This window comes from Flavobacterium flevense (assembly GCF_900142775.1).
GTDB classification, from domain to species: Bacteria; Bacteroidota; Bacteroidia; order Flavobacteriales; family Flavobacteriaceae; genus Flavobacterium; species Flavobacterium flevense.
Window position 1 is genome coordinate 292,290 of sequence record NZ_FRCC01000003.1, and the last position, 19,957, is coordinate 312,246.

18 protein-coding genes are annotated in these 19,957 nt (G+C 33.5%); 6 read left to right on the forward strand and 12 right to left on the reverse strand.

Going from position 1 to position 19,957, the window contains the following annotated elements; translation table 11 throughout:
- Nucleotides 1-9 precede the first annotated feature (9 nt).
- The 3 genes from BUB89_RS07305 to BUB89_RS07315 all read left to right on the forward strand — a co-directional run bounded on the left by BUB89_RS07305 (nucleotide 10) and on the right by BUB89_RS07315 (nucleotide 3,093).
- Entirely contained in the window at nucleotides 10-408 is a 399-nt protein-coding gene (locus BUB89_RS07305; protein WP_073243527.1) for a DNA primase, read from the forward strand.
- 89 nt (nucleotides 409-497) lie between these two features.
- Nucleotides 498-2,612 (forward strand): DNA helicase RecQ, encoded by a 2,115-nt coding sequence (gene recQ, locus BUB89_RS07310; RefSeq protein ID WP_073243529.1) that lies wholly within the window; start codon nucleotides 498-500, stop codon nucleotides 2,610-2,612.
- A 4-nt stretch (nucleotides 2,613-2,616) separates the two neighbouring features.
- Nucleotides 2,617-3,093, forward strand: a complete 477-nt coding sequence (locus BUB89_RS07315) for a DNA-deoxyinosine glycosylase (RefSeq protein WP_073243823.1) — start codon at nucleotides 2,617-2,619, stop codon at nucleotides 3,091-3,093.
- 1 nt (nucleotide 3,094) lies between these two features.
- Here the strand turns inward: BUB89_RS07315 and BUB89_RS07320 are convergent, their stop codons facing one another.
- From BUB89_RS07320 to BUB89_RS07335, 4 genes are all read right to left on the reverse strand, one after another.
- Nucleotides 3,095-3,610 (reverse strand): DinB family protein, encoded by a 516-nt coding sequence (locus tag BUB89_RS07320; RefSeq protein ID WP_073243531.1) that lies wholly within the window; start codon nucleotides 3,608-3,610, stop codon nucleotides 3,095-3,097.
- Nucleotides 3,611-3,619: 9 nt separating this feature from the next.
- Nucleotides 3,620-6,205 (reverse strand): phosphoenolpyruvate carboxylase, encoded by a 2,586-nt coding sequence (locus tag BUB89_RS07325; protein WP_073243533.1) that lies wholly within the window; start codon nucleotides 6,203-6,205, stop codon nucleotides 3,620-3,622.
- A 111-nt stretch (nucleotides 6,206-6,316) separates the two neighbouring features.
- Nucleotides 6,317-6,796 carry an Lrp/AsnC family transcriptional regulator gene (locus BUB89_RS07330; protein ID WP_007139244.1) on the reverse strand — a complete coding sequence of 160 codons (480 nt, stop codon included), beginning with the start codon at nucleotides 6,794-6,796 and terminating at the stop codon, nucleotides 6,317-6,319.
- A gap of 77 nt (nucleotides 6,797-6,873) precedes the next feature.
- Complete coding sequence (locus BUB89_RS07335) at nucleotides 6,874-8,028, reverse strand: M14 family metallopeptidase (protein ID WP_073243535.1); 1,155 nt, start codon at nucleotides 8,026-8,028, stop codon at nucleotides 6,874-6,876.
- Between the two features lie 313 nt (nucleotides 8,029-8,341).
- Here BUB89_RS07335 and BUB89_RS07340 point away from each other — a divergent pair, with 313 nt between their 5' ends.
- Nucleotides 8,342-8,806: a helix-turn-helix domain-containing protein gene (locus BUB89_RS07340; protein WP_073243537.1), complete on the forward strand. Its 465-nt coding sequence runs from the start codon at nucleotides 8,342-8,344 to the stop codon at nucleotides 8,804-8,806.
- Between the two features lie 55 nt (nucleotides 8,807-8,861).
- Here the strand turns inward: BUB89_RS07340 and BUB89_RS07345 are convergent, their stop codons facing one another.
- Nucleotides 8,862-9,863 (reverse strand): NHL repeat-containing protein, encoded by a 1,002-nt coding sequence (locus tag BUB89_RS07345; RefSeq protein ID WP_073243539.1) that lies wholly within the window; start codon nucleotides 9,861-9,863, stop codon nucleotides 8,862-8,864.
- Between the two features lie 181 nt (nucleotides 9,864-10,044).
- Between BUB89_RS07345 and BUB89_RS07350 the strand changes: the two genes are divergently transcribed.
- Nucleotides 10,045-10,710 carry a spermidine synthase gene (locus BUB89_RS07350; protein ID WP_073243541.1) on the forward strand — a complete coding sequence of 222 codons (666 nt, stop codon included), beginning with the start codon at nucleotides 10,045-10,047 and terminating at the stop codon, nucleotides 10,708-10,710.
- A gap of 87 nt (nucleotides 10,711-10,797) precedes the next feature.
- Here BUB89_RS07350 and kdsB read toward each other — a convergent pair whose 3' ends face one another.
- The 5 genes from kdsB to BUB89_RS07370 all read right to left on the reverse strand — a co-directional run bounded on the left by kdsB (nucleotide 10,798) and on the right by BUB89_RS07370 (nucleotide 13,966).
- The gene (kdsB, locus tag BUB89_RS07355; protein WP_073243542.1) at nucleotides 10,798-11,523 is read right to left on the reverse strand and encodes a 3-deoxy-manno-octulosonate cytidylyltransferase; all 726 of its coding nucleotides are present in this window, start codon (nucleotides 11,521-11,523) and stop codon (nucleotides 10,798-10,800) included.
- Nucleotides 11,524-11,611: 88 nt separating this feature from the next.
- Nucleotides 11,612-11,911, reverse strand: coding sequence for a GIY-YIG nuclease family protein (locus BUB89_RS07360; RefSeq protein ID WP_073243544.1), 300 nt, complete (start codon nucleotides 11,909-11,911; stop codon nucleotides 11,612-11,614).
- Between the two features lie 47 nt (nucleotides 11,912-11,958).
- The gene (locus BUB89_RS18305; RefSeq protein ID WP_255312554.1) at nucleotides 11,959-12,084 is read right to left on the reverse strand and encodes a DUF2683 family protein; all 126 of its coding nucleotides are present in this window, start codon (nucleotides 12,082-12,084) and stop codon (nucleotides 11,959-11,961) included.
- Nucleotides 12,085-12,144: 60 nt separating this feature from the next.
- Nucleotides 12,145-12,975 (reverse strand): 4,5-DOPA-extradiol-dioxygenase, encoded by an 831-nt coding sequence (ygiD, locus tag BUB89_RS07365; protein ID WP_073243825.1) that lies wholly within the window; start codon nucleotides 12,973-12,975, stop codon nucleotides 12,145-12,147.
- A gap of 112 nt (nucleotides 12,976-13,087) precedes the next feature.
- Nucleotides 13,088-13,966 carry an SDR family oxidoreductase gene (locus BUB89_RS07370; RefSeq protein WP_073243546.1) on the reverse strand — a complete coding sequence of 293 codons (879 nt, stop codon included), beginning with the start codon at nucleotides 13,964-13,966 and terminating at the stop codon, nucleotides 13,088-13,090.
- 121 nt (nucleotides 13,967-14,087) lie between these two features.
- Here BUB89_RS07370 and BUB89_RS07375 point away from each other — a divergent pair, with 121 nt between their 5' ends.
- Nucleotides 14,088-14,450 carry a winged helix-turn-helix transcriptional regulator gene (locus tag BUB89_RS07375; protein WP_073243548.1) on the forward strand — a complete coding sequence of 121 codons (363 nt, stop codon included), beginning with the start codon at nucleotides 14,088-14,090 and terminating at the stop codon, nucleotides 14,448-14,450.
- 6 nt (nucleotides 14,451-14,456) lie between these two features.
- On the opposite strand, the gene BUB89_RS07380 is transcribed toward BUB89_RS07375, so the two are convergent.
- Both BUB89_RS07380 and BUB89_RS07385 read right to left on the reverse strand, forming a co-directional pair.
- A complete protein-coding gene (locus tag BUB89_RS07380; protein WP_073243551.1) occupies nucleotides 14,457-15,458 on the reverse strand; it encodes a PorP/SprF family type IX secretion system membrane protein in 1,002 nt (333 codons plus the stop codon).
- Between the two features lie 16 nt (nucleotides 15,459-15,474).
- The gene (locus BUB89_RS07385; RefSeq protein ID WP_073243553.1) at nucleotides 15,475-19,833 is read right to left on the reverse strand and encodes a PKD domain-containing protein; all 4,359 of its coding nucleotides are present in this window, start codon (nucleotides 19,831-19,833) and stop codon (nucleotides 15,475-15,477) included.
- Nucleotides 19,834-19,957: the final 124 nt, after the last annotated feature.

Genomic DNA, 19,957 nt, shown 5'->3' on the forward strand with positions numbered 1-19,957 from the left:
ACCATTTTTATGAGAAGAGTTATTGTTGAGTACGCTAAACTGACAAATGAAATTTTAAACTTATTGGTTGAAAAATTTCCTGACGGATATGATGACGAAGATATCATTCGTTTTAGAAATGCTAAAAACGAACTAGTTGAAGCAGTAGAAGTACGTACTGAAGACACTATTTATTTAGTAAAAGTAAGCACTAAACTTGCTGACAGAATCGAAAACTTTGATGAAGATGAAGATATTGATGATGAAATTGAACCAATTGCTCCTATTAAAGGTTTAGATCTTGATGACGACATTAGTGACGATGACGACGAAGACGATTCTATTGATAAACCGGAGCTGGATGATGACGATGAAGATGCAGACGACAAAGACATTGCTGACGATGAAGACGAAGATGATGAAGATTAATTCATAAAACAATACAAAAAAAAAAGGAACTCTATTTTGAGTTCCTTTTTTTATCCTTTACAAAATATTAAATCCATTTGTGCTAAATAATGATTACTTCCCAAATTTTACACCATACGCTTAAAGAAAATTTTGGATTTGAAAAATTCAGAGCCAATCAGGAAGAAATTATAAATACTATCTTAAATGGAACTGATGCCTTAGCAATCATGCCCACAGGTGGCGGAAAATCAATTTGTTTTCAATTACCCGCTTTACTATTTCCCGGAATTACGATCGTAATTTCACCACTTATCGCTTTAATGAAAGATCAGGTAGATAGCCTCAAAGCCAATGGAATTGCTGCCTGTTTCATCAACAGTACACAAACTGATGCCGAGCAACAATTGCATATTGAAAACCTGAGAAACAATAAAGTTAAACTTGTCTATGTTGCTCCCGAAAGTTTGTCGTATCTGGAAAATGTATTTAATATACTTACCGTAAGTTTAATTGCTATTGACGAAGCACACTGTATTTCGTCATGGGGTCATGATTTCAGACCGGCATATACTAACTTGGGTTACCTGAAAAACCGCTTCCCTTCTACTCCAATATTAGCTTTAACTGCAACCGCTGATAAAGCTACACGTCAAGACATTAGCAATCAGTTAAACTTAAGAAATTCAAGAACTTTTATAGCTTCTTTTGATCGAAAAAACCTAAGTCTGGAAGTGCGTCCCGCTCTGGACAGAGTAAAACAAATTGTTGATTTTATCGAATTAAAACCTGCTGAATCAGGCATTATTTATTGTCTTAGCCGAAAAACAACCGAAGAACTTGCCGAAAAACTCAGCAATATCGGAATCAAAGCTAAGGCTTACCACGCGGGTTTAGACAGCGATCTTCGTTCTAAAACTCAGGACGAATTTATAAATGATCAATGTCAGGTAGTTTGCGCTACCATTGCATTTGGGATGGGAATTGACAAGTCGAATGTTCGTTGGGTGATCCATTATAATTTACCTAAAAATATTGAAGGCTATTACCAGGAAATTGGTCGTGCCGGACGCGACGGATTAGCTTCTGAAACTATTTTATTCGAAAGTTATGGCGATTTGATTCAGTTGCAAAAATTTGCTTCGCAGGGTCAAAATTCCGAAATCCAGCTGGCAAAACTGGAGAGGATGAAACAATATGCGGATGCTTTGAGTTGCCGACGCAAAATACTACTTTCTTATTTTGGTGAAATTGTAACCCAAAACTGTGGCAATTGCGATATTTGCAAAAATCCGCCTGCTTTTTTTGACGGAACTATTATTGCTCAAAAAGCTCTCTCGGCTATCATCAGACTTAAAGAAGCAGAATCACTGCCTGTGATTGTTGATTTTTTAAGAGGTTCTAAAAACGCTTATATTTATGAAAAAGAATATCAAAATTTAAAAACATACGGTGTAGGAATTGAAACTTCATGGCAGGACTGGAATCAATATCTGATTCAGCTTATTAATTTAGGCTATTGCGAAATTGCCTTTCATCAGCAAAATAAAATAAAACTTACTCCGTTAGCTAAAAAAGTATTATTTGAAGGCGAGAAAGTACAACTCAATACGGTGCAGAAAGTAAATACTGATAAAGCTAAAAATAAAGAAACCAAAACTAAAGTAGTTGCTAATTCTCTTTTTGAAAGTTTACGCAAATTGCGTTATGAAATTGCTAAAGAAGAAGAAGTTCCGGCTTACGTGATTTTTAGTGATGCGGCTTTACGCCAAATGGAAGTAAATCGTCCCATGAGTGAAGAAGAATTTATTGTAATTGATGGTGTAGGAAAAGCCAAATTAGAAAAATATGGAGATGCTTTTATAAAAACGATTATTGCTTTTCTAAAAAATAAGAAAGATAAAACAAAGAAAGAATCGAGTACTTATAAAGAAACTCTGGCATTATTTAACGAAGGATTATCTGTTGAAGAAATTGCCGAAAAAAGAAAATTAGGCTTAGGAACTATTATGTCCCATCTGGCTAAATTACATTCCGACGGAGCTTCAATTGATTTGTACCAATTTATTTCAAAAGAAGAAGTTAGCAAAATTTCAGAAGCCAAAAACACTTTAGATAATCCAAATGCCTTAAGACCTTATTTTGATTATTTTGAAGAACAAATTAGTTATGGAAAAATAAGGCTGGGATTAGCAATAATTGAAAAAGAAGAAAAAAATATCTAAAATCATGATTCGGTCCTTTCCTCCTTTTATTAATAATGAAACCGAAATTTTAATTTTGGGAACTATGCCAGGAATTGCCTCTTTAGAAAAACAGGAATATTATGCTCATCCACGCAATCATTTCTGGAAAATCATCTATACTTTATTTGATAAATTGCCTGTTGCTACAGTTTTCGAAGAAAAAATAAAACTACTGCAAACGAATAAAATCGGAATTTGGGATGTTCTGGAAAATTGTGAACGCAAAGGAAGTTTAGATATTCACATCAAAAATCACAAACCCAATGATTTTGAAAGTCTCTTCAGTCAGTTTCCAAATATCAAAAAAATCATCTTTAACGGAAAAGAGAGCCACCGTTATTTTATAAAAAGTTTTGGACAAATAAAAGGCATTACTTATTGTGTAATACCTTCTACAAGTCCCGCTAATACGATGTCTTTTGAAAACAAATTGAAAATATGGTCAAGTTGTTTTGAGTAGATTATAAATATCTTTCCTGAAAAATTTTCTTATGATGGTTTTGATGTCCAATAATAATAAAACCTATCGCTCGCACTGAAATTTCATTATTAGAAGCTATTCCGATTCTTTTTAGCTGTTCTCCTGAAAAACTTTTATAAAGCGCTAAAGTACTTTGACGAACAATGGATAATTCAGTCAGTAAACTTTGCAAATGCCTGTCGTTAGCATTGGTGTTTTCAACAAAATCGTTTTCATCAAATCCGGGCAGCGGTGTTTTATCATTTCTGGAAATTCGCAGTGCACGGTAACTAAAAACCCGTTCGGCATCAATAATATGCTGAATAATTTCTTTAATCGTCCATTTGCCCTGAGCATAACGATAATCAAATTTATCCATTGGTATATCCTGAACAAAACGAATAAAATCATGAAGACTTATTTCTAAGTCTTCATGTAAATCTCCATTTCCAGCTGCTTTTATATAAGTAGCATAGAATTCAGAATATTCATTTTCCGGAATTTCAGTTCCCTTCATGATTTAATATTAAGCTGAATTTCTACTTGCGTTAGTATTACCAAACAAAGAACGCATTACGATTTTTTCGTATACTTTGATTAACTTGTCGTCCGGATTTGCTTCTTTATTCAATTCGTTAATACGCAATAAAGCATATTGCTGAATGGTTAACAATGGCAATACGATACGCTCTCTAATTTGGATAGAAGCCATTCCGTCAGGATAATTTTCCATCAGTTCTTTATGACCGGCGATTTTTAGCAACAATCTTTTTGTTTCTAAAAACTCATCGTAAATATTTTGCCAGAATTCTCCAAATTCAGGATCATTCTTCATGTATGCCGTTAATGGGAAAAATGATTTTGCCAATGACATCATACTATTTTCCAACAATGTTTTAAAGAACATAGAATGGTTGTATAAATCCTGAACTTTATCCCATTGATTGGTATCTTCAAAATGTTTCAATGCAGCTCCCACTCCGTAAAAACCAGGAACATTTTGCTTTAACTGGCTCCAGGAACCTACAAAAGGAATCGCTCTTAAATCCTTAAAATCCAGTTTTTCAGATTTACTTCTTTTAGAAGGACGGCTTCCGATATTTGTTTTAGCATAGTATTTCAACGTACTCATTTTTTCCAGATAAGGAATAAATTTGTCGTGATTTTTAAAACTTAAGTATTTTTTATATCCAAGTTCAGATAACTGATTCATTACCTCTTTATCCGTTTCAGAAAATTTATTTAATTCTTTACTGAACACCTGATTTGTAACTCCGGCACTCAATAAATTTTCTAAATTATGACGACAAGAGTCTAAAGTTCCAAAATTAGAACTAATGGTTTGTCCCTGAACAGTTACCTGAATTTCTTTGTTCTCAATATCCGGACCTAAAGAAGCGTAAAATTTATGTGTTTTTCCTCCTCCACGAGCAGGTGGCCCACCACGTCCGTCAAAGAAAATCACTTTAACACCATATTTTCTGGACATTGCAGTCAATGCTTCTTTTGCCTGATAGATACTCCAGTTTGCCATTAAATACCCACCATCTTTAGTACCATCAGAGAATCCAAGCATAATAGTCTGTTTCATTCCTCTGTCAGCCAAATGAGCCGCATATACCGGGTTAGTGTACAATTGCTCCATTACATTATGCGCATTTTGCAAATCATCAACAGATTCAAATAAAGGCACAATATCAACCGAAGGTTTTTCCCAGTCACTCAAACGAATTAATGCAAAAGTCTCTAAAACATTCACTGCATTTTCGTTATTACTGATGATATAACGATTAGCTCCTAACTCACCATTACTGGCCTGAATTTGTTTAATAGCCTGAATGGACTCTAATGTGGACTGAGTCATTTCATTTTTAAAATCACCAGGATTTAGATTGCCCTGAACGCTTGTTAAAACTTTACATTTTTCAGTCTCTGATAATTCGTAATAGTTTTTAGGAAAAATATCGCTGCCACTATTTTGATAGAAATCAAAAATATCTCTAAATACAGCATCGTGAATTCTGCTGTTTTGACGAATGTCTAGGGTTGCAAAATGGAATCCGAATAAGTTAACTTTTATCAGTAAAGCTTCTAATTCATTCACATATAAAGATTGATGTTGCTCAACAATAATCGTTTTAATTTTATTTAATTGTGCTTTGAATTCTTCTAAGGTGATGTAAATCTCTCCTCTTGAATAGAATACAGAACGGTATAATTTATTTTCCAGTTCAGCAACCAATACATCTACGCCTGAAAAAGTTAATTTTCTTTTTAAGCTTCTCATTTCAAAATAGTAGCATTTTAAAATCGAAGTTCTTAAGCGATCAGCAACTTTTAATGTAATATCAGTAGTTACAAACGGATTTCCATCCCTGTCTCCTCCCGGCCAGAAACCAAGCTGGATAATTGGATTTTTAATATTTCCTGATGGAGCAATATTAGTTTCTAAATAATGCATCAAATCACCGGCGGTGTTATAGAATACATTTTCAAGATACCAAATTAAGCTAACCGCTTCATCAAAAGGATTTGGTTTTTCATTTTGAATAAAAGGCGTTTTTCCTAACTGAGCTAAAAGTTGTTTAATTTGAAGTAAGTTATTATCACGAATTGCCTGAGTCAGGTCATTAATAATTCCTAAAACGGCTCCGGGATAAAATTGTGTAGGATGCGCTGTTAAAACAGTTCTGACATTGAAATTCTCTAAAAATTCAACTAACTCTTCGTTTTTACCTCTTGCATCTGATTTTTCTTTAACATCTCTAAGTGAACCACGCCCTTCCATATTATTTACAATTGGAAAAGCAGCATCTTCTACAGCATCAAATAACACAATTTGACGTTCGATATATTGAATAAAACGAAACATCAAATCGATTTTGTCTGCTTCTACGTCAGTATGTAAATATTTTTTGGAGAAAAATTCAAAAATTTCCTTAGGAGTTTCCATTTTTTTAAAGCCTGTTTCACAAACTTCTGTGAATAAAGGTAATAAAGCACCTGTATTGTCTATTGAGTCAAAAGGTAAAGTAATAAAAACGCTGTTGTAAATGTTATATTTAGAGAGTACGTTTTGGTTAAAACGTTCTATTTTAGGGAGCGTATACATAAATTATGTTAAATTATTAAGTTAATTATATGGTATTTATTGTTGTGTCTTAAAAAAAATAACCCCAAGAGTCAACTTGAGGTAAATATTTTTACATAGCATTCAAGTTGATTACATATTTTTGAAGATAGTATGCATCAAACGCTTTTTGTCGTTGATACTTTCTTCAAGGGAAATCATCGTTTCTGTTCTGTAAACACCATCAATATCATCAATCATAAAGATTACATCCTTAGCGTGTTTAGTGTCTTTTGCTCTGATTTTACAGAAAATATTGAATTTTCCTGTAGTTACAGAAGCAACAGTTACAAATGGTATTTCATTAATACGTTGCAAAACAAACTTAGTCTGAGAAGTATTATTCAGGAAAACACCCACATAAGCTATAAAAGAATAGCCTAATTTGTCATAATCCAAAACTAATGAAGATCCCATGATAATTCCGGCATCTTCCATTTTCTTTACCCTAACGTGCACTGTTCCGGCAGAAATCAATAATTTTTTAGCAATATCCGTAAACGGAACTCTCGTATTGTCTATCAACATGTCTAATATTTGATGATCAACTTCATCTAAACGGAACTTACTCATATTTCTCTAATTATATTATTAATTATCATTTTTAAAGCATAAAAATATACATAAAAATGAACAACTCTTACAAAAAATTACTTTTTTATCAATCCGTTAACAAAATTAATGTTTTTATCTAAACAAAAATTTGCTTTTTGATCTAATTTGGGGAAATTTTCATCATCATCTTCATAAAGGCCACCCTGACCATCAAACACCTCATGACCAAAAAAGCCATCCAAATCATCCAGTTTTGCAATATAAGCGTTAAAGTTGATTTTTCCTTCAACTAACTCTTCTTTATACTGTGCAGCAAAATTCGTTATTTTTTCATTACCGTCATAATTTATTTTAATCTTTTTATATATAAAATCATAAAAAACGACTTTATTTTGAGGAATATTCAAATAATCATCTGTTCTGTTAGTTTCTATAACGTTTTCGTTAAGGAATTTAAAACTCGATACTAATGCGATGAAAATATATTTACGGGTCACTTCTCTTTCATAGTCATTAGGGTAATGTCCTGCTTCAAATAAAATGGTGGGTACTCCCAGAAATTGAAAGGTATCACCAATACAATTGATGTTAAAAGAATCATCAAAACGGCCAATTTGCCCCGGAATGAATTTTTGCAAAACTTCATTCATTCCTGCAATCAAATTAATCGCTTTTTGTCTCGAATCATTTATTTCTCTTTCCTCATTGTAAGAAGGTGCTAAAAACGATACAGTTGCCGGTTTTCCTGTATCTGCCACGCCAAAAATAGTACGCTGATCATGAAGATTGTAGCAATAATCCGGTTTGAATTCTTCAAAAACAGCTCGTAGTAATTTGCTTTCTGGTTGGGTTAAATCCTGAGAATCCCGGTTTAAATCTATTTCGTTGGCATTAGCACGGGTGTATAAAACAGCTCCATCCGGATTCAGCATTGGCAAACAACAAAATGTAAAATTATCCAAAAAGCTTTTCGCTAAATCACTACCGCTGTGCAAGAGGTTTAGAAAGTCAAATAATGCTTTGGTCGTGGTACTTTCATTTCCGTGCATTTGTGACCAAAGATAAATTTTAGTCTTTCCGGTACCAATACTATATTTATAAATTGGTCTTCCCTGAACCGATTGTCCAATAATAGAAAGTTGGTTGTCTGTATTAATTCGGTTCAAAATTGGCTCAATTGACTCCAAAGTCAAATACCTGCCTTCAATCGTTTTTTCCTTGTTGTCTAGAAACAACTGCTCTAAATTCATAATCTGATATATTTGATTTACAAAAGTAAACATCTTTATTTTTACATTTGTAAACTATTTTTTAAACTGTTTTTTTAGAATTGTAAACAAAGATTTTAGATTTCTCCGACTAAATACATTACTTAGAATTAACAAATGTTACTCATTTTTAAAAATAAATTTAATTAATTCTTTTTCAGTTATTTAAATATTGTTACATTAACTAAAAGATTATACTTTTTAGCGTTAAAAACGCTTTTTACAGTTGTAAATTTGCTAATACTGAATGTTTTATTTACATTTGTAAATAGTTGAATTTTAATATCTATTTACAATGGTAAACACGGATGATTTTATAAAAAGACTCGAAATTATACTGGACTATTATGGTGTAAACGCTTCTACATTTGCTGATAAAATTGGGGTACAACGTTCCAGTTTATCTCACCTCCTTTCCGGAAGAAACAAACCCAGTCTGGATTTTATACTTAAAATTTTAGAGGTTTATCCTGAAGTGGATTTGTACTGGCTTTTAAACGGAAAAGGGACTTTCCCTAAAAATAACTCAATACCTGCTGAACCTGAAGCTATAAACAGCTTTACGGATAGCAAAACGGCTGTAAAAGAGGATTTGTTTTCTAATAGCTTTCAAGAAGACAGAAGAGAAGAAAAAAAAGATACCAATTCGGATAAAAAAGCCGAAATCGCATCTCATTTCTTTGAAGAGACTATTGACAAAATAGTGTTTTTTTACAAGGACGGAACTTTTAAAGTCTTTAATCCAAACCAAAAAAAATAACCCCAAACACCTTTAACAGCATTTAGGGTTATTCAAAACAAATAAAAACCTATTTTTAATTTCTTATAATAAAAATTGAAGTAACTCCCGCTTCTGTTCTTACACTTAAAGGATTAGCATCAGCAGAAGCAGTAGCTTTCGCAAAAGTAAGTACTTTTCCTCCGCCGTTTAATCGTTCTGCCACATACGTCATTTTAGTTTCATTATCATAAGCTACATCCACAGGATTTCCTAACTGAGAGTTAGGTCCGTAAATCCTGATTTGGTTGCTTGTTCCAATAGTTCCCATATTAGCAGTTGAAGCAAATACACTGGTAAAGTTTTTAATAAATACTAAACCACCATCCGAATCAGAAGTTGCACTTCCCACATCAGTAAGAACCATTAAGTTGTCCTGAGGTGAATAAGTAATTCCGTGAGTTCTTACAAGACCTTCGATGCTTACCCGCTTTGTTGCAGCAATATTTCCGGAAGGATTGTTCATGAAATTCTTAAAGACAACAATATCCGAAGTTAAATCTACAACAGCATACAAGTCATTTCCGTCCATGTGAATTCCCCATAACTTAAAATCAACGGTATAAGAATTTAAAAGTGTAAAACCACTTGCTGTTTTTTGATACACCAATAATTTATTAACCATTCCATTAGAAGCTAACTGATCCTGAGCAACAACAATTTTATCTCCGGAAACTGCTGTTTCGCGGGCATTTGTAAAATCAAGGTTAGAACTGCTTAAAGATGCCGTTAATGCGATTGCTCCCGAAGCAGCTGCGACTTTAACATCCGAATAACTTTCTAATCTGTTATTTGTACGAGACGCTACAGTAATAGCATCTGTATCCGGATCATACGAAATTCCTTCAGCATCCAGAGAAGCAATTGTAAATGATTTAACCATTGCAGAAGGTTCTAATAAATCAACATAAGTAACTTTACCTGAAGTATTACTTGATGTTACTAATACCAGTTCTTTATCTTTCATTCCTTTGTCATCATTAGAGCAGGAAGTAAGTGATAAGATCAAAACAGCACAGGAGATAAATAAATTTTTCATAGTTGTATTTTTTAAAGTTTCATTTATTTACGAAAAATAAAGTGCTGCGGTTTTATAAATTACTAAAAAAAATCCTGTTATTTTAATTTTATTATAATATGCAAAATCTTACCCATTTTTAAAGTTCCAAATAAGAGAATTTCAAAAAATATGCAGTATTTTTGGTAAAAGCCCAGTTTTTATGATCAAACGTTTATTAAGTTATTTTTATCCCGTAAAAATTTTTTCTCAAAAATCAGCTTTGAGTCAGACTTTAGAAATTACCTGGTCTAATGGCGATTTGGTTATGGATTCTTTAAATACTAATTATTCGTATGGAAGTTTGCAGCGTATTTTAAAATTAGGTTTAAAAAATATTGGTTTTGCCAAAATAAAGCAAATGCAGCATATTTTAGTTTTAGGAGTTGCAGGCGGAAGCGTCATCAAAACCCTGGTTGATGAAATTGAATTTAAAGGAAAAATAACAGCTGTAGAAATTGATTCAGAAATTATAAAAATAGCGAATCGGTTTTTTAAGCTAAATGAAATTCCACAGCTCGAAATTGTGATTGCCGATGCTTTTGAATTTGTTTTGAAAACTACCGAGAAGTATGATTTAATTATAGTCGATATTTTTCAGGATACCAAAATGCCAAACTTCCTTTTTGAATCCTTTTTTATCGACCGGATTTGTTTGCTGTTAAAAAACAAAGGAAACATTCTTTTTAACACCATGCTTTTAAACGAAGCGGATAATCTTAGAAATAAAAAATTAATTGCCGATTTTAAAAAGCAGTCTTTCGCAATTAAAACTATTCCAAGGGTAGAACAGCACAATGAATTAATTATTATTGAAAAATTAATTTAAAACTTTTAGATACTTCAGTAAAAAATAAAGCCACGAATTCACTTATTTTCAATTCGTGAATTCGTGGCAAAAAAGTTTATTTCTTAATTAAACTATTTTTCGGGCTTTGTCTAAATCTTCTTTGGTATCGATACCAATTCCGGCATGAGTAGTTTCGACCATTTTGATTTGTTTACCAAATTCCAAATAGCGCAATTGTTCTAATTTTTCCGAAGCTTCCAGGGATTTCATGGGTAAATGGTAAAAATCCAGCAAAGCCTGCTTTCTAAAAGCATATACCCCAATGTGTTTCATGTAACGTACACCCACATTTTGCTCTCTGGGATACGGAATTACCGAACGTGAAAAATATAATGCAAAATTGTTTTGATTCACCACCACTTTTACATTATTAGGATTATTGATTTCTTCCTCATCTTTGATTTCATACATCAACGAAGCCAAATCCACTTTTTTATCTAGGTCATTTTTAAAAACTTCGATTACTTCTTTTAAAGGTTCGGCATTGATAAATGGTTCGTCACCCTGAACATTGATTACAATATCCACATCCAGATTTTCTACCGCTTCAGCAATTCGGTCACTCCCCGATTCATGCTCCTTAATACTCATGATGGCTTTTCCGCCGTGAGCAACAATTTCGTCAAAAATCAAACTGGAATCGGTAACCACAAAAACATCATCAAACAAATTAGTGTTTACTGCTGCCTGATAGGTTCTTAAAATGACTGTTTTTCCTCCAAGATCCTGCATTAATTTGGCATGAAATCGTGTTGAGGCGTAACGCGCGGGAATGACTGCTATTATTTTCATGTTTTGACTGTTTGCCACAAAGGCACTAAGGCGCAAAGATATATTTTTTTAATTTTAAATTTAATTGAAATTAAATTGATAAATAAATTTATAAACTAAATTCAGTTATTCTAAATTTAGGCCACTTATTATAACCAATATTAGGATCATTTGATTTATATCTTAAAATCATCTCAACTTCAACCTTGTTTATTTCTTTATCAGTCAAAATATCAGATTCAAACAAAATGTCTTTTATTATTACAAAATTTTTTCTTTGTTCTCGAGTAAAATCTTTTTCAATTAAACGACTATCCGCACTACCAAAATAATTTAAAGTATCTGTCAAATCTTTTCCAATATAAATTTTTCCATTTGGATATGTAATTTTATAGATTATTTTAAACATTTTATATTATTTAAATTGATTTTAAAAATTCTTTTTTTTTTTAAATTTCACTTCCATAAATCTTCAATAGATATAGTAGTACATTCGCCGCGCTTGTATTCTTCTCTTCCTTCCTCAACTGATTTTATAAAATCAGGATTGTAAATATCGTCATCTTTATTTATATCACTCATAAAATATCTTTTAATTTAGTAAAGATAGAAAAATCAACTCGTTTTTTAATTCAAAACGTCTTACACAATCTTCACCGAAGTCATACTCAAAGAACCTCCCAGTAATTTATCATTAAATAAACTCAATTCTTCCTCTTTTTCTTTTAATCCCAAAGTATAAATTAAAGGCAAATAATGTTCCGGTGTAGGAATGGCCAGTTGCAAAGCCTGCCCTTGTTTTTCATAATCAATTAAGGCTTGAAAATTTCCGTCTAATAAACAAGAATTTACTTTTTCTCTAGCTTCAATAGCCCAGTCAAAACCATAATTATCTACATTCATATTATAGAAATCGACCAATCGCAAGTTATGTACAATGTTTCCGCTGCCTATAATAAGGATTCCTTTATGCCGCAAAGCACTTAATTTTTGTGCCAATTCAAAATGATATTGTGGTGATTTTGAATAATCAATACTCAACTGAATCACAGGAACATTAGCCTCAGGATATAAATGTTTAATTACACTCCAGGCACCATGATCTAATCCCCAGTGTTCGTCTAATTCAACTTCTGTGGGCAATAATAATTGTGAAGTTTCCACAGCCAGTTCCGGATTTCCTTTTGCAGGATATTCAACTGCGAATAATTCTTTTGGAAATCCGCCAAAATCATGAATTGTTCTGGGCATTTCCATGGCAGTGACTTTGGTTCCTTTAGTAAACCAATGTGCCGAAATACACAAAATCGCATTCGGCTGAGGCAAGGTTTTTGCCATATTTCTAAAACCAGCGACAAACTGATTTTCTTCAATGGCATTCATTGGGCTTCCGTGTCCTAAAAACAGCACCGGCATTTTATCGGTATTGGCAAAAGTGCCTGAAATTTTATGTAAATCGTTTAAATTATTCATAGACCATGTTTTTACCATTAAGAAGATAAGATTCTTTAACTAACGCTTAATAAAACTTAACTTCTTAATGATCTTTAAATCTTTATAAATATAAAAATCTTTTCTTTTAAAATTATTTTAGGTAGACCTCTTTTAAAAAATCGGCTAAAGTTTTGGGGTTTCTGCCTAATAATTTTTCCAAATCACTTGAATTTGTTTCAAACTCACCTTGTTCAATTGCTGCTCCAAAACCTGCAAACATTCCGATGTATTCTCCCGGAACTCCTGCATTTTTCAAGGTTTCGGCATATTCTTCTGAAATTGGATTTAAATAAGGGACTTCTTTATTAATAATTGTTCCTAAAATTTGAGCAACATCATTCATAGCATAATTCTCGATATTATTCATTGCATATTCTTTGTTTTCATGTCCCTCGGAACTTAAAACTATGGCTGCGGCTTCTGCCAAATCTGCTCTGGAAACATAAGCTGCTTTTCCTTCTCCGGCAGGAAAATAAATTCCGGATTCTAAAACTTGTTCTCCCAGAAACATAGGTAAAACATCCAGGTATAAATTATTTCTAAAAATAGTATACTTGATTCCGCTTGCTTTGATAGCATGGTCCGTAGCAATGTGTGATTGGGCTAAAAAGGCAATTGGCGAAGTTTCCGTTTCGTTTTTACGTTCAAAACTGGTATACAAAATATGCTTCACTCCTGCTTCTTTTGCCGCTTTGACAGCATTTAATTGTTGGCTCGTTCTGTTAGCTAAATCAGTTCCGGATACCAATACTAACTTATCGATTCCTTGAAAAGCGTTCAATAATGAATCATAATTATCATAATCTCCAACTTTTATATTAATTCCCTTTGCAGCCAAATCTTCTGCTTTTTTTTCGTCTCTGACTAATGCTGAAATATTTGCCGGAACAATTCCTTTTTTCAATAAAAAATCAATTGTTAATTTTCCGAAATTTCCGGTAGCTCCGGTAACTAAAATAGTAGTATTCATTTTTTTCTAAATTTTATCATTAATAATCATTCAAAGATACTTACATTTGCTATATAAAATATACTAACATACTAAAGTATACTACTATCCTTTTGTATAGTAACAACAAAATCAAACTCTTATGAATAACATTGTTAGTTTTAAAGAAGCCAAAGCCTGCCCTATCCAGTTTGTTTTAGCTGTAAACGATACGCTGAATGTTATTAGTGGCAAATGGAAATTACCAATTATTGGTTCGCTTTTATTCGAAAAAAAACGTTTTACAGATATTCAGCGTAATATCTCTAAAATCACGCCCCGAATGTTGTCCAAAGAGTTGAAGGATTTAGAAATGAACGGAATGGTAAAACGTACTGTTTATGACACTTCACCTATTACCGTTGAATATGAATTAACCGAATCAGGTAAATTACTGAGCGATGTGCTGGATAAAATGCTGGAATGGGGAATACAACACCGGGAAGCGGTACTTTCAGAAAAGTAATTCATCTTATCTTCCGGTGTAATTAGGACAGCCAAAACACTTTTTGTCTAAATTAAACTGGTAAGTCAGCGAAAGTTCGTAGACACCACCTGTTCGACCTATCTTAGTTGTATTTGCATCATAAGAAAGTCCCAGTCTTAAATGGTCATATTGCAATCCGGTAAAGAAGTTTAATGACGTTAGCAAGTGTCCGTCTATTCCGTTTTTAGCAGGATTAGTAACGGCTGTAACACCAAAAAACATTTTTTCAAATAATATTGAAGTTCCTATATCCAGACGGTTGTAACGTCCTTGTTGCATGTAATTTGCTGTAGCAAACATTTTAGTGGCATACGGAAAAAATTGTACATCGATATAATCGGCTAAAAGAAATTCGTACCCGGAACTCAATGAGAAAAAGGTATTTAAAGGCACATTTCCATCTTTATTAAAAGCAATATTGGGTTTATTGAGGTGTTTCACAGACAGACCTATCCATAAATCCTCCTTATTAAAAACCATCCCTGCTCCTATATCAAAAAAACCAACTTTATCATTCTTTAATGCCGGATCAATTGAAGTAGCATTATTAATTCCTGTTCGAATATTGATTTGGTCTTCCAATAATAAATTTTGAAATCCAAATGATTTTAATCCAAAACCAACTTCTATTGCGGGTCTAAAATCCCATTCGTCACTTATTTGCACACGGTAAGCATAGTTGGCATTGATTTGAGAAAAATTATAATTGGTTGCACTTTCCCGCTGACTTAAAAAACTGACACCAATACCACTATTCATTTCGTCGCTCCAGGTATTTAAAAAAGCATAATCAGTATCGATTTTCAAATTTAAATCAGGCCATTGTTCTCTATGAATAATTCCCAGATAGGTAGTCTCCATAAAACCTGTAAAACCGGGATTCAAAGTCTCTGGCACTAAAAAGTACTGCGTAAAAACAGGATCCTGGGCTTTTACATTCGAATAAAAGAAACACGAAATCAGGATAATAATTAATTTAATTCTCATTTGTAATTCTATTCTTTTATTTTATTAATGTAACAGCTCCTTCTTCGGTAATGGTATGATTGTAAAAGGTTGTCCCTATTATTTTAAAATAATAATTTCCATTTTCGGCATCAGTATCTTTTACTTTTCCATTCCAGCCTTTTATGGTTTCTCCTGTTTCACTGTAAATTAAACTGCCCCAGGTGTCATAAATATGCAATGTAATCTGAGTGAGACCTAAAAACACAGGAGCAAAACTATCATTAGTACCATCATTATTAGGAGTAAAAGCGGTAGGCATTACTAAGCTATATCCTTTTTCTACTTGAATAGTTTTAGAGAAAACATACTGACAACCAAAAGGATAAGTAACGGTTTGCTTAATAGTATAGGTTCCTGTTCTGGTATAAATATGAGAAGGATTTTGTTCATCAGAGAAATTACCGTCTCCAAAATCCCAGGCAATAGTAGTGAAATCTCCCGTAGCTGAATTGGTAAACAAAACAGGGTCAAATATGGAATATAAATTATAAACATCATTTCCATACGATTCGAAAGAAAAACCGGGATTTCCCAGTACCGGAGTATTTACATTGAAAGGCAAATCCTGTTTACAGCCAAAACTGTCTTCTACACTAAATACAATTAAACCATTATTTTTAGTGTTCATAATTTGGTTATTACTACCACTAATTACCCCGTCAGACCAGCTTAAAGTATAAGGCGGAATCCCTCCTTTTACATGTCCTACAAAGGTTTGTTTGACATATTTAGTATCACAATCATAATCCGTTATGGTTTCGACAGTGGGTGTTAATTGTTCAAATCGGGTAATTTTCCAGGATTCGGTAGCTTTACAACCATTCGCATCAGTGACATTCACAATGTAATTATCCGGAGGCAAATTGATTAAATCTTTTGTTTTTGCTCCATTAGACCAGGCATAAGTAAAAGGCGGTGTTCCTCCGGTAACAATCAGATTAATTGCTCCGGTATTGGCATCATTACAACTCAACGGATTAGAAACATCTGCTTTTAATTCTATAGCTAAAGGTTCGTTTATAATAAAAGTATCCTCAATTTTACATAGTTTTTTATCTGTAATAACTACAGAATATCTTCCCGGTCCAAGATTGTTTCGTTCCACTCCGGCTGTAGGATCATCACTCCATACTAATTTTACAGGAGCTACTCCTCCTACTAAGTTTAATCGAATGTGACCGTCTTTAGCTCCAAAACAGCTAATTTGTTTTACATCTGGATGAATGGCAAACTCAGGAACATTATCAATGGTAACCGGAAATACTTTTGGACAGCCTAAAGCATCTTCGATAGTAATAACATAAGTTCCCGCTGATAAATCGTTTTGGATTCTTCCCGAACCTAAATTACTCCATTTGATACTATAAGGTTCGCCTGAAGCAAATGGAACTCCGCCAGTAATATTTGTAATAGTAATGGATGCATTGGCATCATCATAACAGGCAATTTCAGTTTTAGTGTACTCCAGTTTAATTTCGCTATTCTGAGTCAAAACAACATCCAGATTGTCCACACATCCTGAATTATCAGTTACGCTTAAGCGATAAGTTCCTGCGTACAGATTGCGTAAATTTTTAGATGAACTTCTAAATCCGTTAGGACCAGTCCATGAATAGCTGTAATTAAATACACCCGGACTTGTTTCTACAGCTCTGCCGCCAATTACAGCTACATCAATTTCTCCCGTAGCATAACCATAACAAAGAATATCTTTTTTTCCTGCCAGACTTACTTCTAATAAAGGAGGATTGACAATCGTAAAACTTTTTTCGAGAATATCACAATTATTTACTTCGGTTATTGTGACCTGATAAACACCTTCGGCTAAATTTCGAAGATCTTTCGAAGAAGAAAATGGATTTCCGTCTTTGGTCCATACATACGTATAAGGTGTAGTTCCGCCACTTACATTCAGAATAATTTGTCCGTCATTCAAATTATGACAGGAGATGTCTGTTTTAAAATCAGTAAAAGCAAATTTGCCCGGCTGATTCACGGTATAAGATCTTGAAAAAGGACAATTTCCGTTATCGGTAACGGTCAGATTATAAGTACCGGCTACTAAATTAGAAATATCCTCACTGGTACTTGTAAAACCATTAGGTCCTGTCCAGGAAAATTGATACGGAGCTCCTGTAGTAAAAGGGATACCTCCTGCTACGGTTATGTTAATAGCACCATCAGCTGCACCAAAACAAGTAGTATTCCTGATGACAGGATTTGGATTTATCAAAGGATCAACCGTAACGGTAATTGTAAAATTAGGTCCCGGACAACTTCCTGCCGTAGGTGAAACGGTGTAAGTAGCAGTCGCCCGATTGCTTGTATTGTTGACTAATGTCTGACTGATATTGGTTCTGGGAGTTAATTGTGCCGATGCACCACTAATTGCTCCCGCAGGAGAAATTACCGGTGTAGACCAGGTATAAGTAGTACCCGACGGAACGTTGTCTCCGGCTCCGCTTCTTGGGGTAACATTAAAAGTAGCACCACTACACATATTAACTGTTTTAGGAGCTATAATAGGGGACAAAACCGTATTTACAGAAAAATTTTGTGATGCGGAAACAGAACCACAACTATTAGTAACCGTAAAAGTTGCCGTGTAATTCCCGCTGCTTGTATAATTTACAGGACCCGGATTTAAAGAAGCAGAAGTTGATGGTGTCCCTCCGGGAAAACTCCAGGAATAGGTCAACTCTGAACTTGGGGCACAATTTTCAATAATTTTTCCAACAGGATTAATAGTCGCCGAATTACAAAAATCAGAAATAGGCTCTAAAGTAATAACAGGTGGTTTTTTAACTTCGATTATTTTAGTTATTTCACGTTCTATACCACATGAATTGATGGTTCTTAATCGAAGGCGATACGTTCCAGAAACTGTAAAGTTAATTACAGGATCTTTAGAATTAGAGCTTGTTCCAGCTGTAAAATACCAGCTTCCTCTCTCATTTTTGCAATAAGGATCATAAAAATCGTTTATACTCCAATAATAACTTTGAGCGCCACAGGCAAAGCGGGTATCCGTGGTATTTGTAATTTGTGTATTCGAATTAACACAGGCTTTTACATACGTAAAATCAGGTTCTAAAACAGGTTCTACACATATCGTTCTTTTATATTCTACCCCAACACCACAAGGCGTTATTGCGTTAAGAGTAATGGTATAAGTTCCCGGAGAAGAATAAGCATGACTTGGACTGACTTGTCTTGAAACGGGACTTCCATCACCAAAATTCCATGTGTAAACATCTACAGTACTACAATCATTCTTAAATCCTGCTATGGTGGTATTGTTAAAATAAACCGGAGAGTTAACACAGGCAATATTTACAACACTAAAACTAACTGTAGGTTTATCCAGAATAATAATGGGACCTGCCGATAAATTAGTACTTCCACAGGAATTAGAAATAGTTAAAGTAACTGTATTGCCACTTGGACAATTAAACCGTGTAAAAGTATGCGGAATAGGAAAATCTTGTGAAGCAGCAGGATTTACAGCATCATAAAAAACAGAATTTTCTAACTGTGATTGGGTATATGTAGTAAAAGAACCATCCCCATAATTAACCTGATAACGGGTATCAGTAGGATTTAATGCCCAGGAACCAATGGCAAAATTCATAGGTTCTAATGGTACACAAAAATTGGTAGTATTCCCCGGAGCAATTAAAGCACCCACAGGATTATTAGAATTTTTAACAATATACGAAATGCTGTTGTTACATCCGCTTGTACCAATAGCGGTAATTACCATATTAAAAGAACCTAATTTTTGATAGGTGTGTTGTTTGGGAAAAGTAACATTTGTTTCAGAACTTCCGTCTCCCCAATCTACATTATAAGAAGTGATACAAGCCGTTGAAGCTGACATATTTCCCACATTAATTGTATAACTCAGACTGGAATTATTGTCCCCGCATCGTTCAAAAACAGAGCCGGAACCTGTATTTGTATTAACAAACTTTAAATCCGGTTTTTGTTGAACAGAAACTGATTTAGTAATTGAACTACTAAGACCATTTCTATCTGTAACCGTTAATTTGACATTGAAATTTTGAACTCCGCAACCCAAGGCGGTGAAACTATGTGTAGGATTACTATTAGCAGAAGTGGTTCCATCTCCAAAATCCCAATTGTACGTATAAGGAGCGTCGCCCGTTACTACGGGAACAAAGGTTACAGGAGTTCCGGAACAGCTGTTGTTATTATTAAAAGTAAAATCAACTACAGGAGCAGCTACAACATTGATAACAGCGGTATGCAGAGTATTAGCAATTGTTGTATTTATTCCAATAAGAGTTATGCACACAATTAACCAATAGGTAATTCTGTAAAGTTTTATCATAGAAAACGGATTCTGTATTTTTCTGACAAAAATATAGATAATTTTTAAATAAACAGGATATAAAAAAATATTCTGTTTTTTATATCCTAAGTTCCAATTATTTACTATTCAACGTAATTAAAAA

Coding starts and splice junctions, on each gene's coding strand:
- BUB89_RS07305 (WP_073243527.1), top strand. CDS start 10: ATGAGAAGAGTTATTGTTGAGTACGCTAAACTGACAAATGAAATTTTA.
- recQ (WP_073243529.1), top strand. CDS start 498: ATGATTACTTCCCAAATTTTACACCATACGCTTAAAGAAAATTTTGGA.
- BUB89_RS07315 (WP_073243823.1), top strand. CDS start 2,617: ATGATTCGGTCCTTTCCTCCTTTTATTAATAATGAAACCGAAATTTTA.
- BUB89_RS07320 (WP_073243531.1), bottom strand. CDS start 3,610: ATGAAGGGAACTGAAATTCCGGAAAATGAATATTCTGAATTCTATGCT.
- BUB89_RS07325 (WP_073243533.1), bottom strand. CDS start 6,205: ATGTATACGCTCCCTAAAATAGAACGTTTTAACCAAAACGTACTCTCT.
- BUB89_RS07330 (WP_007139244.1), bottom strand. CDS start 6,796: ATGAGTAAGTTCCGTTTAGATGAAGTTGATCATCAAATATTAGACATG.
- BUB89_RS07335 (WP_073243535.1), bottom strand. CDS start 8,028: ATGAATTTAGAGCAGTTGTTTCTAGACAACAAGGAAAAAACGATTGAA.
- BUB89_RS07340 (WP_073243537.1), top strand. CDS start 8,342: ATGGTAAACACGGATGATTTTATAAAAAGACTCGAAATTATACTGGAC.
- BUB89_RS07345 (WP_073243539.1), bottom strand. CDS start 9,863: ATGAAAAATTTATTTATCTCCTGTGCTGTTTTGATCTTATCACTTACT.
- BUB89_RS07350 (WP_073243541.1), top strand. CDS start 10,045: ATGATCAAACGTTTATTAAGTTATTTTTATCCCGTAAAAATTTTTTCT.
- kdsB (WP_073243542.1), bottom strand. CDS start 11,523: ATGAAAATAATAGCAGTCATTCCCGCGCGTTACGCCTCAACACGATTT.
- BUB89_RS07360 (WP_073243544.1), bottom strand. CDS start 11,911: ATGTTTAAAATAATCTATAAAATTACATATCCAAATGGAAAAATTTAT.
- BUB89_RS18305 (WP_255312554.1), bottom strand. CDS start 12,084: ATGAGTGATATAAATAAAGATGACGATATTTACAATCCTGATTTTATA.
- ygiD (WP_073243825.1), bottom strand. CDS start 12,975: ATGAATAATTTAAACGATTTACATAAAATTTCAGGCACTTTTGCCAAT.
- BUB89_RS07370 (WP_073243546.1), bottom strand. CDS start 13,966: ATGAATACTACTATTTTAGTTACCGGAGCTACCGGAAATTTCGGAAAA.
- BUB89_RS07375 (WP_073243548.1), top strand. CDS start 14,088: ATGAATAACATTGTTAGTTTTAAAGAAGCCAAAGCCTGCCCTATCCAG.
- BUB89_RS07380 (WP_073243551.1), bottom strand. CDS start 15,458: ATGAGAATTAAATTAATTATTATCCTGATTTCGTGTTTCTTTTATTCG.
- BUB89_RS07385 (WP_073243553.1), bottom strand. CDS start 19,833: ATGATAAAACTTTACAGAATTACCTATTGGTTAATTGTGTGCATAACT.